10 protein-coding genes and 1 pseudogene are annotated in these 13,491 nt (G+C 74.1%); 2 read left to right on the forward strand and 9 right to left on the reverse strand.

Features of this window, described 5'->3' with window-relative positions; translation table 11 throughout:
- Positions 1–21 precede the first annotated feature (21 nt).
- The 4 genes from IF37_RS0120625 to purN form a co-directional block, all read right to left on the reverse strand.
- Entirely contained in the window at positions 22–666 is a 645-nt protein-coding gene (locus IF37_RS0120625; RefSeq protein WP_030744574.1) for a response regulator transcription factor, read from the reverse strand.
- A complete protein-coding gene (locus IF37_RS0120630; RefSeq protein WP_030744576.1) occupies positions 630–1,952 on the reverse strand; it encodes a histidine kinase in 1,323 nt (440 codons plus the stop codon). The genes IF37_RS0120625 and IF37_RS0120630 overlap by 37 nt, the downstream gene beginning before the upstream one ends.
- A 233-nt stretch (positions 1,953–2,185) precedes the next feature.
- Positions 2,186–3,745: a bifunctional phosphoribosylaminoimidazolecarboxamide formyltransferase/IMP cyclohydrolase gene (purH, locus tag IF37_RS0120635; RefSeq protein ID WP_030744578.1), complete on the reverse strand. Its 1,560-nt coding sequence runs from the start codon at positions 3,743–3,745 to the stop codon at positions 2,186–2,188.
- Entirely contained in the window at positions 3,742–4,383 is a 642-nt protein-coding gene (gene purN, locus IF37_RS0120640) for a phosphoribosylglycinamide formyltransferase (RefSeq protein ID WP_030744580.1), read from the reverse strand. The genes purH and purN overlap by 4 nt, the downstream gene beginning before the upstream one ends.
- A 279-nt stretch (positions 4,384–4,662) precedes the next feature.
- Here purN and IF37_RS0120645 point away from each other — a divergent pair, with 279 nt between their 5' ends.
- Entirely contained in the window at positions 4,663–5,670 is a 1,008-nt protein-coding gene (locus tag IF37_RS0120645) for a hypothetical protein (protein WP_030744582.1), read from the forward strand.
- A gap of 30 nt (positions 5,671–5,700) precedes the next feature.
- On the opposite strand, the gene IF37_RS0120650 is transcribed toward IF37_RS0120645, so the two are convergent.
- The gene (locus tag IF37_RS0120650) at positions 5,701–7,713 is read right to left on the reverse strand and encodes a DUF6350 family protein (protein ID WP_173456933.1); all 2,013 of its coding nucleotides are present in this window, start codon (positions 7,711–7,713) and stop codon (positions 5,701–5,703) included.
- 93 nt (positions 7,714–7,806) lie between these two features.
- Between IF37_RS0120650 and IF37_RS0120655 the strand changes: the two genes are divergently transcribed.
- Positions 7,807–8,784 (forward strand): RNA polymerase sigma factor, encoded by a 978-nt coding sequence (locus IF37_RS0120655; RefSeq protein WP_367647103.1) that lies wholly within the window; start codon positions 7,807–7,809, stop codon positions 8,782–8,784.
- A 232-nt stretch (positions 8,785–9,016) separates the two neighbouring features.
- Here the strand turns inward: IF37_RS0120655 and sucD are convergent, their stop codons facing one another.
- The 4 genes and pseudogenes from sucD to IF37_RS0120675 form a co-directional block, all read right to left on the reverse strand.
- Complete coding sequence (gene sucD / locus IF37_RS0120660) at positions 9,017–9,901, reverse strand: succinate--CoA ligase subunit alpha (protein ID WP_030744586.1); 885 nt, start codon at positions 9,899–9,901, stop codon at positions 9,017–9,019.
- Between the two features lie 28 nt (positions 9,902–9,929).
- Positions 9,930–11,108 (reverse strand): ADP-forming succinate--CoA ligase subunit beta, encoded by a 1,179-nt coding sequence (gene sucC, locus IF37_RS0120665; RefSeq protein ID WP_030744589.1) that lies wholly within the window; start codon positions 11,106–11,108, stop codon positions 9,930–9,932.
- 459 nt (positions 11,109–11,567) lie between these two features.
- Entirely contained in the window at positions 11,568–12,761 is a 1,194-nt protein-coding gene (locus IF37_RS0120670; protein ID WP_052845287.1) for a VWA domain-containing protein, read from the reverse strand.
- Positions 12,758–13,378 (reverse strand): annotated as a pseudogene (locus tag IF37_RS0120675) (DUF5682 family protein); the annotation flags it as partial. The pseudogene IF37_RS0120675 and the gene IF37_RS0120670, both read right to left, overlap by 4 nt.
- Between the last annotated feature and the right edge of the window lie 113 nt (positions 13,379–13,491).

Below are 13,491 nucleotides of genomic sequence, written 5' to 3' on the forward strand. Positions count from 1 at the left end.
TTCTCGTGGCCCGCCCGCCCCTCACCGGCCCAGGTAGGCGAGCACGGCCAGCACCCGGCGGTTGTCGGCGTCCGCCGGGAGGAGACCGAGCTTGGTGAAGATGTTGCCGATGTGCTTGGCGACGGCCTTCTCGGTGATGAACAGGGCCTGGGCGATGCCCGCGTTGGAGCGGCCCTGGGCGAGCAGTTCGAGGACCTCGCGCTCCCGTCCGGTCAGACTGCCCACGGACGCGTCGCGCTCCTTGCGGGCCAGCAGCCGGGAGACGACCTCGGGGTCCATGGCGGTGCCGCCGGCCGCCACCCGCCGGATGGAGTCCAGGAACCGGACGCCGTCGGTGACACGGTCCTTGAGCAGGTAGCCGACGCTCCGGCCGCCGCCGGCGAGCAGTTCGCGGGCGTAGAGGGGTTCGACGTACTGGGAGAGCAGCAGCACCGGCAGGTCCGGGTTCTCCTCGCGGGCGGCCAGGACGGCGCGCAGGCCCTCGTCGGTGAAGTCCGGCGGAAGCCGGACGTCGACGACCGCCACGTCCGGCCGCTCCCGGCCGAGCGCCCGCAGCAGTTCGGCGCCGTTGTCCACGGCGGCCACCACGTCAAGGCCGTGGGCCCCGAGCAGGCGGATCAGCCCGTCCCTCAGCAGGAAGTGGTCTTCGGCGAGGACAACGCGCACGGGATCTCCATCGTCACCATCGTCGGCCCGCCCACCGGGCTGCTCACGGCCAGCACCCCGTCGAAGGTGGCGAGCCGGCGTTCGACGCCCCGCAGGCCGGTGCCGCGGGCGGCGTCGGCGCCCCCGTGCCCGTCGTCGGCCACGGTGACGCGCAGCACCCCGTGAGCGTGACCGAGCCCGATCCGCGCCCGCTCGGCGCCCGCGTGCTTGACCACGTTGGTGAGGATCTCGGAGACGGCGAAGTAGGCGGCGGACTCCACGGGCGCCGCGGGGCGGCCCGGCAGGTCGGCCCGGACCTCGGTACGCACCGGGCAGGTCAGGGCCAGCGACCGTACGGCGTCGGCCAGACCGCGGTCGGCGAGGACCGGCGGGTGGATGCCGCGGACCAGGTCGCGCAGTTCCGTCAGCGCCGCCGAGGAGGACTGCCGGGCCTCGACCAGCAGGGCGCGCACGGCCTCGGGGTCGGTCTCCAGCAGGGTCTCCGCCGTGTTCAGGGTCATGCCCATCGCGACCAGCCGGGCCTGGGCGCCGTCGTGCAGGTCGCGTTCGATCCGGCGGATCTCGGCCATCTGCGTGTCCACCGCGGCGGAGCGGGTGGCGGCCAGGTGCCGGATCCGGCCGGCCATCAGCTCGCTCTCGCCGGGCGCCAGCATCGCCCTGGTGTACAGGGCGTGCCGGCGCACCAGGCGCGGGGCCGCCCACAGGGCCAGCGGCAGCTGGAGCAGGCCCAGGACACCGGCGAGCGCCGCCGTGGACGGGCCCCCGACCGGGACGAACCAGTACCACAGGCCGTCCCAGGCGCCGGACAGCCGCACCCCGAAGAAGGCGAGGAAGACGCCCCAGAGCCCGCTCAGGACCAGCACGGACGGGACCGAGGCCAGGAAGCCGCCCGCGATCGGGTCCGTGAGCGCCCAGACGTACTCCCGCCGGGTCTGCGGGTCGCCGGTGATCCAGCGGTAGCGGGCGATCACCCCGGAGGCACCCGCGGGTACGGGCGGCAGCGGTCCGGGCGGGCCCGGGATCTCCACGCCCGCCCAGCGCCGGGCGAGTTCCCGCTGCCGCCCGGCCAGCCCGCGCACCCCCCGCATGGCCCGCGGCACCAGGCCGAGGCCCGGACCGGCCAGCCCGAGCGCGCCGGACACGGCGAGCGCACGACCCAAGGCCGCCACCGACATCCGGTACAGCGTCATCGCCCGCCGCAGGCCCGTCAGCCCCGCGGTCACCGAGAATCCCGTCACCGGTTCCGGCGGACGCACCCCGCCGGACCGCGCCGCGCGCTCGTCCATCCCGTTCCTCCCCCCCCTCGGGTCCGGTCGTCGAACGACAGGACCCGGCCCCGTACCCCGCTGTGTCGTACGACCTCATTGTGGTGGTGCGGAGGTGGCGGTGTCGGTGGGAAAAACTCCCCTCTCCGGAAACCCGCCTCCCCGGTCCGGCGGGCACGGACTCCGGCCGCCCGGAACGCGTGCGGCCCCGCCCGTCGCGGGACGGGCGGGGCCGCACGGGCGTCGGGGGCCGCTCAGTGGAAGAAGTGGCGCGTGCCCGTGAAGTACATGGTCACGCCCGCCTTCCGGGCGGCCTCCACGACCTGCTCGTCACGGATCGAGCCGCCCGGCTGGACGATCGCCCGGACACCGGCGTCGATCAGGATCTCGGGGCCGTCGGGGAAGGGGAAGAAGGCGTCGGAGGCCGCGTAGGAGCCGCGGGCCCGCTCCTCGCCGGCCCGCTCGACGGCCAGCTTGCAGGAGTCGACGCGGTTGACCTGGCCCATGCCGACGCCGACCGACGCGCCGTCCTTGGCGAGCAGGATCGCGTTGGACTTCACGGCCCGGCACGCCTTCCAGGCGAAGGCCAGCTCCGCCAGCTCCTCGGCGGACAGCGCCTCGCCGCTGGCCAGCGTCCAGTCGGCCGGGTCGTCGCCCTCGGCCTGGAGCCGGTCGGCGACCTGGAGCAGCGCGCCGCCGTCGATCGGCTTGACCTCGATCGTGTTCGCCGGGCCCTCGGGGCAGCGCAGCACCCGGATGTTCTTCTTCTTGGTGAGGATCTCCAGCGCGCCCTCCTCGTAGTCCGGGGCCACGATGACCTCGGTGAAGATCTCGGCGACCTGCTCCGCCATCTCCTTGCTGACCGGCCGGTTCACGGCGATCACACCGCCGTACGCGGAGACCGGGTCGCTGGCGTGCGCCTTGCGGTGCGCCTCGGCGACGTCCGCGCCGATCGCGATGCCGCAGGGGTTGGCGTGCTTGATGATCGCGACGCAGGGCTCGGCGTGGTCGTACGCGGCACGGCGGGCGGCGTCCGTGTCCGTGTAGTTGTTGTACGACATCTCCTTGCCGTGCAGCTGCTCCGCCTCGGCGAGGCCGCCGGTGCCGTCGACGTAGAGGGCGGCGTCCTGGTGCGGGTTCTCGCCGTAGCGCAGGGTGTTCTTGCGGGCGTAGGCGGCGGCCGTGAGGTCCGGGAAGCGGGACTCGTCGACGGGCGCGTAGGAGGAGGCGAACCAGGAGGAGACGGCGATGTCGTACTCCGCCGTGTGCCGGAAGGCCTCCGCGGCCAGCCGCTTGCGGGCGGTGAGGTCGAAGCCGCCGTCCTTGACCGCGGCGAGGACGTCGGCGTACCGCTCGGGGCTGGTGACCACGGCCACGGACGGGTGGTTCTTGGCGGCGGCGCGGACCATCGAGGGGCCGCCGATGTCGATCTGCTCCACGCACTCGTCGGGCGAGGCGCCGGAGGCGACGGTCTCCCGGAACGGGTAGAGGTTGACGACGACCAGGTCGAACGGCTCCACCTCCAGCTCGGCGAGCTGCTCGCGGTGGCTGTCCAGGCGCAGGTCGGCGAGGATGCCCGCGTGCACCCGGGGGTGCAGGGTCTTCACCCGGCCGTCCAGGCACTCGGGGAATCCGGTCAGCTCCTCGACCTTGGTGACGGGAACTCCCGCGGCGGCGATCCGGCCGGCCGTGGACCCGGTGGAGACCAGCTCCACACCGGCCTCGTGCAGTCCGCGGGCCAGCTCCTCCAGCCCGGTCTTGTCATAGACGCTGACGAGCGCGCGACGGATGGCCCGCTTGTTCTCGGCGGTCACTGGATAACTACCTTTCGTCCCTCGATGCGATAGCCGTTGCGGGCGAGCCGCCCCACGACCTCGACGAGCAGCCTTCGCTCGACTTCCTTGATGCGCTCGTGCAGCGCGCTCTCGTCGTCCTCGTCCCGGACCTCGACCACGCCCTGGGCGATGATCGGGCCGGTGTCGACGCCGTCGTCGACGAAGTGGACGGTGCAGCCGGTGACCTTGGCGCCGTACGCGAGCGCGTCCCGGACACCGTGGGCGCCGGGAAAACTCGGCAGCAGGGCGGGGTGGGTGTTGACGAGGCGTCCGCCGAAGCGGGCCAGGAACCGCTTGCCCACGATCTTCATGAAGCCGGCGGAGACGACGAGGTCGGGCTCGTACGCGGCGACGGCCTCGGCGAGGGCCGCGTCCCACTCCTCGCGGGAGGCGTGGTCCTTCACCCTGCACACGAACGTCGGCAGCCCGGCCCGCTCGGCCCGGGCGAGCCCCTCGATACCGGCGCGGTCCGCACCCACGGCGACGATCCGCGCGCCGTACGACTCGGCTCCGGTGCGCTCGATCTCGTCCAGCAGCGCCTGGAGGTTGGTGCCGGAGCCGGAGACCAGCACGACGAGGCGCCTGACTGCCGGGCCGGCGGAGGTGGCGGCCACCATGGGGCCCTTTCTCGGGTTTGCGATCCGGGTACGGCCGGTTTGTACAGTCGTACGAATGCTTCACGCCCCCGTATACGGGGAAGTCTACGAAGCGGCCGGCCGTCAGCAACGATACCGGCACTCCGGACGGGCCCCTCGGGACGGGTGGCCGGGCGGCAGGTAGCGTTCGCAAGGAATCACGAAAGAGCAACCCCGGGAACGCGGTCGCCGTGCGGACCGTTCACGGGGTGGAAGCTCACGTCGGACTGCCGTAGTCACCTAGGGGAAGACGCTCTTTTGATGCCCGATCGCAGCCTGCGACTCCTCACGTTCTCGCCGCGCCCGGCCCAGGGGGGCGAGCGTGGCGCCGCGCTGCTGCGGGAGCGCCCGACCTGGCCCCCGGCCCGCACCCCCGGCGGCCCCGACGGCGCGGGACAGGGCGGCACCGGGAGCGGCGGGTCCGGTCAGGGCGGTTCCGGTGAGGGCGGTTCCGGCCAAGGTGGTGCGGGGAACGGCGGCCCGGGGCAGGGCGGTTCCGGGACCGGCGGTCCGGGGCGGGACGGCTCCGGGCAGGGCGGGGCACGGCAGGACGACAATCCGTTCGCGCCGCCGCCGGAGGGGACTCCGGACCGGCCGTGGCGGCCCCGGCACTCCGAGGGACCGGGCGGCGCCGGACACGGTCCGGGACAGGACCACGGTCAGGGGCAGGACTCCGGGACCGGGGGCGGCCCGCGCTGGGGCGGCCAGTGGAGCGACCGGCAGCCCGGCCGCTCCCCCGGCGGCTTCGGCGAGCGGCCGGGCGGCAGACCGCAGGGACCCGGCGGACCGGCCGGGCCCGGCATGCGCTGGGACCCGACGGACCCGGCCCAGCGCCGCGCGCGGTACGCCCTGCTCTCCGGTATGTGGGCGGTCTTCTTCGCCCTGTTCAGCTGGCCGTACGTGGCGCTGCTGCTGGGCGCCCTCTCTCTGTACTGGGGCATCAGCGCCCTGCGCGCCAAGCCGCGCCGCCCGGCCCCGGACTCCCCTGACACCACCGGCACCACCGGCACCACCGGCACCACCGGCACCCAGGCGGCACCTCCGGCCCCGGCGGCGTCCCCCGGCCGTCCCCAGACGACGGCGGCCGTGGGCGGCCTGGTCACGGCGGCGCTGGCGCTGGTCCTGGTGGCGTCGACGTTCACCGTCCAGCTGGTCTACCGCGACTACTACACCTGTGTCAGCGACGCCCTCACCCACGAGGCGAAGCAGTCCTGCGACACCATGCTCCCGCGCGAACTCCGGGGCGTGCTGGGCACGCAGAACGACTGATCCGGCGCGCACCCGCCCGAAGAGGTCCGGTCAGGCGCCCGGGCGGGGGTCCGGCCGGGAGCCGGGACCGGGGTCCGGATGGGCGGCCGGCCGGTGGTCGGGGCGGGGCTCCGGCTGGGGCTCCACGGGCGGCCGGCCGCTGCGCGGCCGGGCGGCCGGGCCGGGCACGTCCAGGATCCCGGCCTCCCTCAAGGCCGCCCGGCGGGAGGCGCGGGCTTCGTCGGCGTGCCGGTCCGGGGCGAGGGGCTCGGTGAACGGCGTCGGGAACGGGTCCGCCGCGGGAACGAAGTCGTACAGGTCCGCCTCGGCGTCGGTGTCGGTGTCGCCGGACGGCGTCCCGCGCCTGCCCGCACCCCCGGTTCCGGTCCGCCCCTTGCCCCTCCCCCACCCCTTGCTCCCGGACGCGCCGTCGGCATCGGCGGCGGCCTGGGCACTCCTGCCGCCGCCCGGCGCCGGTGCCCCGTCGCCGCCCGCCGTGCGCCCGGCACCGGCCGGGTCCAGGGGTGCGCGCCCCGCACCGGCCGGGTCCGGGGGCGCCGCGCCCTTGCCCGGCTCCGCCGTCACCGCCGCTCCCCCGGTGTTCGCACCGGGTCCGGCCGCCCCGGGCGTCCCCGGCTTCGCCCCGGCGGTCGGCGCGAGGGCCGCCTCGCCGCCTTTCGCCCCCGGCACGGCCGTACTCCCCGCTCCCGCCCCGGCGCCCTGCGCCGGGATGCCGCCCCGCGGCCGGTGACGGTACAGCCGCCACGCTCGCGCGATCAACGCCACCGGCAGTGCGAACACCGGTGTCCAGACCCCGGCCGCTCCCCCGGTCCGCCACCACGGCGGGCCGAGGCGGGACAGCGCCGCCACCCCGAGGGAGCCGCCCGCCAGCACCGCGAGCAGGGCGACGGCCACCGCGCAGACCATCGCCGTCAGCAACACCACCCGTACGGTCTGAAGGGCCGACCAGCGGGCCCGCACCGGCTCCCCGGGCTCCGGCCGCCGTACGGCCGCCCGCGCCACGAACCACCCCGCCGTCATCCCGGCCACCGCCGGCACCAGCCCCACCATCCAGTGCTGCGGCGTACCGGCGCCCGGATCCGGCACCGCCGCCAGCAGCGGGAACGGCGGCAGCGGCGGGGCGGGAGCGGAGCCGAGCGGGCTGACCAGATGGCCGGGGCCGAGGACGAAGCCGGGTCCGAGGGCGTAGGACGCGGCCCACACCGCCGCGTTGGGGATCAGCGCGGCACCGAGCAGCAGCACGGCGAACCGTCCCGTCCAGCCCTCCGTCAGCTGGAGGAAGGACGCCCGCGCCGACTCGCCGTGTCCCACCAGGGACACCCCGACCAGGAGCGCCCCGCCGCCGAGGAGCACGGCCGTCGCGGCTCCGGCGGCGCGTACCGCCGCGCCCAGCCGGGCCGGCTCGTCCGGGCCGGACACCAGCCGGCGCACCGGCCCCGGCAGCACCGCCAGCACCCTCAGCACGGGCTGGGGCGGATGGCCGTACGCCGACCACACCCCGGCGCCGGCCACGCTCGCCGCCATGGCCGGCAGACACACCGTCATCCAGCCCCAGTGCGGGCGCAGTTCGCCGCCCGAGCAGTACAGCCCGGCGGCGACACCGACCCCCAGATAGCCGAGGACCACACCCGTCCAGGCGGTGCGCGCCGGCACCGGCGGAGGTCCGTCCGGCTCGACGGAGGCGTCGGTGGCGTCCCGGGCCGCCCGGTACAGCAGCCACACCGGCAGGACGAGCAGCAGCAGCGGGCTGACGCCGACGGGCATGGGCGCCCCGGAGAGCGTGCCGGTGCGGACGAGTTCGACGCCGTGCCCCAGCAGCCACAGGGCCGCGGCGATGTGCAGCGCCCCGTCCGGTCCGCTGTCCGGGTACGGCGAGCTGACCCACAGCACCATGACGAGCACGGCCAGCGAGCCGAGGCCCAGCCCGGCGGCGACGGCTCCGCCCAGCAGGCTCGCGGCGAGTCCGGGCGGCCGGTCGCGCAGCCGGGACCGCAGGGGCGACGGAGACGAGCGGCGAGCGGTCATCTGGATCACGCACGCCATGCTCCCAACGACACGCGCTTTCCCGGCGTAACAGGCGAACTCCCGCTGTGTCGCCCAATATATGTTTATGTTCTTTTTCGCACGAAAGGGCGCATGGTGACGACGAAGCAGAATCCTGCCGGCCAGCCGCCACCACCGGGCGAACGCCGACGTCCGGGCCGGTTCCGGCCGCTGACGGCGGCTCAGCGCAAGTCCCGTCGGGTGGGTCCGGACACCGGGACCGACGACCCGGAGCAACGGGCCGCCGCGCCCGGCACCGGCGACCGCCCCCGGCCCCTGACACCCGATCAGGCCTTCGACGCGCTCTACGCCTTCTGCGCCCCGGCCCTCGTACGCCAGACCTACCTGCTCACCGGGCGCCGGGAGCTGGCCCGCGAAGCCGTGGAGCGGGCCTTCCAGCTGGCCTGGCAGCGCTGGCCGGAGGTGGCCCGGGACCGGGACCCGGCGGGATGGGTGCGGGCGGTGGCCTACGACTGCGCCCTCTCCCCCTGGCACCGCTTCCGCCCCCGCCACCGGTCCCCGGAGCCCCCGCCCGCCGACCCCGCCGACCGGGAACTGCTGCACGCCCTGCTCAGACTGCCGCCCTCGTACCGGCGCACGCTCGTCCTGTACGACGGTGTGGGTCTCGACCTGCCGGAGACGGCGGCGGAGACGGAGGCCAGCACACCGGCCGCCGCCCACCGGCTGACCCACGCTCGCGAGGCGGTGGCCGCGCTCCTGCCGGAGCTGGCCGATCCCGCCGCGCTGCACCGCCGGCTGCTCGAGCTGGCCTCGGCCGAGCGGCTGCACGCGGTCAAGCCGACGACCGTGCGGACCTGCGGGGAACGCCGGAACGTCTTCTGGACCCGGGCGGCCATCGCCTTCACGGTGACGATCGTCGGCGCCACGACACTCACCCTGCGCACGGCGCCGACGCGGTACGAGGCACCGGTGGCTCCGGCGCAGGCGGTGCGCGGCGTGCCGCCGGCCGGGGCGATGGGTCCGCTGTCGCGGGAGGAGCGGGCGCTGCGGGCGAAGCTGCACCGGTCCGGGACGAGCGGCCCGGAGAGACTCGCACCGGTATTCCGGTGAGGGGTGGGGGGACGTTGTGAGGGGTGAGGGGCGAACGCTGTGAGGGGCGCGGAGATCGCCGTGAGAGGTCCGGCCGGGAGGGGCGCGGAGATCGCCGTGAGGGGCGCGGCCGCGAGGGGCGTGGGATTCCGCGTCAGGATGCGGGCCGTGACCTGGGGGGCGGGCCCTTGCGAACGCCGGCAGGCCCGCCCCCGCCCCGGGGAACGGGCCTGCCGAAAGGGAGCCGGGAGGCTCAGGCGCTCAGGATCTCGCGCGCGAGCTTGGCCGTCTCGGTCGGGGTCTTGCCGACCTTGACGCCCGCGGCCTCCAGGGCCTCCTTCTTGGCCTGTGCGGTGCCGGAGGAGCCGGAGACGATGGCGCCGGCGTGACCCATGGTCTTGCCCTCGGGCGCGGTGAAGCCCGCGACGTAACCGACGACCGGCTTGGTCACGTTCTCCTTGATGAACGCGGCCGCGCGCTCCTCGGCGTCGCCACCGATCTCACCGATCATCACGATCAGATCGGTGTCGGGGTCGGCCTGGAACGCGGCGAGGGCGTCGATGTGCGTGGTGCCGATGATCGGGTCGCCACCGATGCCGACGGCGGTGGAGAAGCCGATGTCCCGCAGCTCGTACATCATCTGGTACGTCAGCGTGCCGGACTTCGACACCAGGCCGATGCGGCCCGGCTTGGTGATGTCGCCCGGGATGATGCCGACGTTCGACTGGCCCGGGGTGATGATGCCGGGGCAGTTCGGGCCGATGATCCGGGTCTTGTTGCCCTTCTTGCCGGCGTACGCCCAGAAGGACGCCGTGTCGTGCACGGCGATGCCCTCGGTGATCACGACGGCCAGCGGGATCTCGGCGTCGATGGCCTCGACGACCGCGTCCTTGGTGAACTTCTCCGGTACGAAGATGACGGAGACGTTGGCGCCGGTGGCCTCGATGGCCTCCTTGACGGTGCCGAAGACGGGTACCTCGGTGCCGTCGAAGTCCACGGTCTGACCCGCCTTGCGCGGGTTCACGCCGCCCACGACGTTGGTGCCGTCACCCAGCATGAGCTTGGTGTGCTTCATGCCGGTGGCGCCCGTCATGCCCTGGACGATGACCTTGCTGTCCTTGTTGAGCCAGATAGCCATGGTGTGTTGGTGTCCTCGTCCTGAGTGCTTACTTGGCGGCGTGGGCCAGCTCGGCGGCCTTGTCGGCCGCGCCGTCCATGGTGTCGACGCGCTGCACCAGCGGGTGGTTGGCGTCCGTGAGGATCTTCCGGCCCAGCTCGGCGTTGTTGCCGTCGAGGCGGACGACGAGCGGCTTCTCGACCTTCTCGCCGCGGTCCTCCAGGAGCTTCAGGGCCTGCACGATGCCGTTGGCGACCTCGTCGCAGGCGGTGATGCCGCCGAAGACGTTGACGAAGACGGACTTGACGTCCGGGTCGCCCAGGATGATCTCCAGGCCGTTCGCCATGACCTGGGCGGAGGCGCCACCGCCGATGTCCAGGAAGTTCGCGGGCTTCACGTCGCCGTGCTTCTCACCGGCGTACGCGACGACGTCCAGGGTGCTCATCACGAGACCGGCGCCGTTGCCGATGATGCCGACCTCGCCGTCGAGCTTGACGTAGTTGAGGCCCTTCTCCTTGGCAGCGGCCTCGAGCGGGTTGGCCGCGGCCTTGTCGTGGAGCTCGTCCCAGTCGTGACGGAACTCGGCGTTGTCGTCCAGCGACACCTTGCCGTCGAGGGCGATGACCTCACCGGAGGCGACCTTCGCGAGCGGGTTGACCTCGACCAGGAGGGCGTCCGACTTGATGAAGGTGTCCCAGAGCCTGACCAGGACGTTCGCGACCTTGTCCGCGACCTCGGCCGGGAACTTGGCGGCCGCGACGATCTCCCGGGCCTTGGCCTCGTCCACACCGTCGATCGGGTCGATCGGCGTCTTGGCGACGGCGTCCGGACGGGTGGCCGCCACCTCCTCGATCTCCATGCCGCCCTCGACGGAGGCGATGGAGAGGAAGGTGCGGTTGGCACGGTCGAGGAGGAAGGAGACGTAGTACTCCTCGACGATCTCCGGGGCGGTCTCGGCGATCATGACCTTGTGGACCGTGTGGCCCTTGATGTCCATGCCGAGGATGTCCGTCGCACGGGCGACGGCCTCGTCCGCGGAGGCGGCCAGCTTGACGCCACCGGCCTTGCCGCGACCACCGACCTTCACCTGCGCCTTGACGACGGACTTGCCGCCGAGCCGCTCGGTGATCTCGCGCGCCGCCTCAGGCGTGTCGATGACTTCACCGGCCAGCACCGGTACATCGTGCTTGGCGAAGAGGTCCCTCGCCTGGTACTCGAACAGGTCCACGCGCTTCCGTCCCTATCAGTGATCTCGCGGTTCGTTGGATGCGTGGGCGTGCCGCGAAGGGCAACGTGACGTCCGCTTGTCACAAGGGAGGCGCACACGGTGTCCGAGCGCGCGGCATGTCCGTCTCGCAGGTTATCGCCGCTGACGGGGGCTCCCTAAATCGAGGGTCACACACGAGCGGTGATACCTGTCACATGATGCCGGATTCTCTGGCACGGGGTGCCGTCGTGGGGGTGCCGTCGCGTGTTCGACGGGGGTGCGTCGGGTGTCCGACGGGGGTGTGCCGGGTGTTCGACGGGGGTGTACGAGGTCTCACCGGGCCGGGGCGGGTCCGGTGAGCCCCTGGACGGTCCCGCGTGGCGCCCCGACCGGCCGACGGCTTCGGCCACCGGGTGCGACCGGTCCGCGGGACCGTCCTCACCACTCACTCCCGCTGCCGGGTTCCCGCCGCGGCCGTCCTCACGCCGGGTCGGGTATCGGCAGTGGCCGTTTCTCCAGCGCCGCCGCCATCACCTCGGGGAACAGGTCGGGCGTGCACGCGAAGGCGGGCGCCCCGAGCGCGGCGAGCGCCGCCGCGTGGTCGCGGTCGTACGCGGGCGCCCCCTCGTCCGACAGCGCGAGCAGCGTCACGAACTGCACCCCGGACGCCTTCATCGCGGCGACCCGTTTGAGCATCTCGTCGCGGATGCCTCCCTCGTAGAGGTCGCTGATGAGCACCACGACGGTCTCGGCCGGCCGGGTGATCCGCGCCTGGCAGTAGGCGAGCGCCCGGTTGATGTCCGTGCCGCCGCCGAGCTGGGTGCCGAAGAGCACGTCGACGGGGTCGTCCAGCTGGTCGGTGAGGTCGACGACGGCCGTGTCGAAGACCACCAGCCGGGTGCTGATCGACCGCATCGAGGCGAGGACCGCCCCGAACACCGACGCGTACACCACGGACGCGGCCATCGACCCGGACTGGTCGACACAGAGCACGACCTCCTTCCTCACCGACCGAGCGGCCCGCCCGTAGCCGACGAGCCGTTCCGGTACGACCGTGCGGTGCTCGGGCAGGTAGTGCTTGAGGTTGGCCGCGATGGTGCGGTTCCAGTCGATGTCGTGGTGGCGCGGGCGCCGGACGCGCGCGCTGCGGTCCAGGGCACCGGTGAGGGTGGCCCGGGTGCGGGTGGCGAGCCGCTTCTCCAGGTCCTCGACCACCTTGCGCACCACCGCGCGGGCCGTCTCCTTCGTCGTCTCCGGCATCGCCTTGTGCAGCGAGAGCAGCGTGCCGACCAGGTGCACGTCGGCCTCCACCGCCGCCAGCATCTCCGGCTCCAGCAGCAGAGCGGCGAGACCCAGCCGGTCGATGGCGTCGCGCTGCATGACCTGGACGACCGAGGACGGGAAGTAGCGGCGGATGTCCCCGAGCCAGCGCGCCACGGACGGCGCCGAGGCGCCGAGCCCCGCCGACCGGCCCTGGCCCGACGGCGCCTTGTCGCTCCTGCCGTAGAGCGCCGCGAGCGTGCCGTCCATCGCCGCGTCCCGCCCGGACAGCGCGTACCCGGTGCCGTCGGCCTGGTCCCCGCCGAGCACCAGCCGCCACCGCCGCAACCGCTCCCGCGCCGGGTCGCTCTCCGCCCCCGGCCCCGCCACCGCGTCGACCGCCCCGTACGTCATACGCCCGCCTCCGCGAGACTCCCGTGCTCCACCGCACCCTCCGTCGTTCCGTGCGCCGTGCCGTGTGCCATGCCGTGCGTCCCGTTCCCACCGGCGGCGCCCTCGACCGGGTCCGCGCCGAGCAGCAGCCGTAGCACCGGGAGCACGGCGTCCGCACGCCCGGTGTCCGGTTCGGCGGCGAAGCCGGGGACGGCGGCGGTGCGGGCGGACGGTGCGCCCGGACGGTCGCCGGGACCGCGCCGGACCAGTTCGCCGAGGGTTCTGCGGACCCCCGGCTCGTACGCCGCGAAGGTGCGCCGCAGCAGCGGCAGGACGTCCGTGAAGGCGTCCGCCGGCACCCCGGTCAGCCAGGTGTCGAGCAGGCCGAGCAGCCGCTCGTCGTGGACCAGCAGCAGCCCGCCCCCGCCGCCCGCGAACCCCTCGACCCAGGCGGCGGCAGCGGCGGGCGGCGTACCCGGCGAGAGCGCCAGCCCCATCAGGCGGGCCGCCTCCTCGGGCCGCAGCGCGCCGTCGTCCAGCAGGAGCCGCACGGCCCGTCCACGGATGACACCGGGCGCGGTGTCCCGCAGCGACAACGCCCGCAACACGAGTCGCCAACGCTCCCGCAGCCCACCACCGGGCCCCTGACCGACACCAAGCTGCCCGCCGCCGTCAGGTCCGGGCAGGGGTACTGGAGTGGGTTCGGCTCCGCGTGCGGGGCTGGCTCCGGGGGCGGGGCTGGCTCCGGGGG

Origin of the sequence: Streptomyces sp. NRRL S-31, assembly GCF_000718775.1 — a bacterium.
Lineage (GTDB): Bacteria > Actinomycetota > Actinomycetes > Streptomycetales > Streptomycetaceae > Streptomyces.